Source organism: Frigoribacterium sp. AC759 (genome assembly GCF_979256015.1).
The window spans coordinates 1-276 of record NZ_CEEDMT010000084.1 but is presented as its reverse complement, the minus strand read 5'-3'; the positions used below and the strand labels follow the sequence as shown (position 1 = coordinate 276).

Sequence of the window (276 nt, the reverse complement as noted above, 5' to 3'; positions counted from 1 at the left end):
ATTATCGGCAGCCCGGACGATGCCGTGGTGCGCACGGTCACGGTGCTGGTCATCGCATGCCCGCATGCCTTGGGCCTGGCGATTCCGCTGGTCATTGCGATCTCCAGCGAGCGGGCCGCGAAATCCGGGGTGCTCATCAAGGACCGGATGACGCTCGAGCGGATGCGCACCATCGACGTGGTGCTCTTCGACAAAACCGGCACCCTGACCGAGGGTGCGCACGCGGTCACCGGTGTCGCGGCAGCTGGCGGCGTCACCGAGGGCGAGCTGCTGGCC

The 276-nt window shown here is 67.8% G+C and carries 1 pseudogene; it reads left to right on the top strand.

Going from position 1 to position 276, the window contains the following annotated elements:
* Positions 1–276: pseudogene (locus ACZ6JE_RS15180) on the top strand (heavy metal translocating P-type ATPase); the annotation flags it as partial.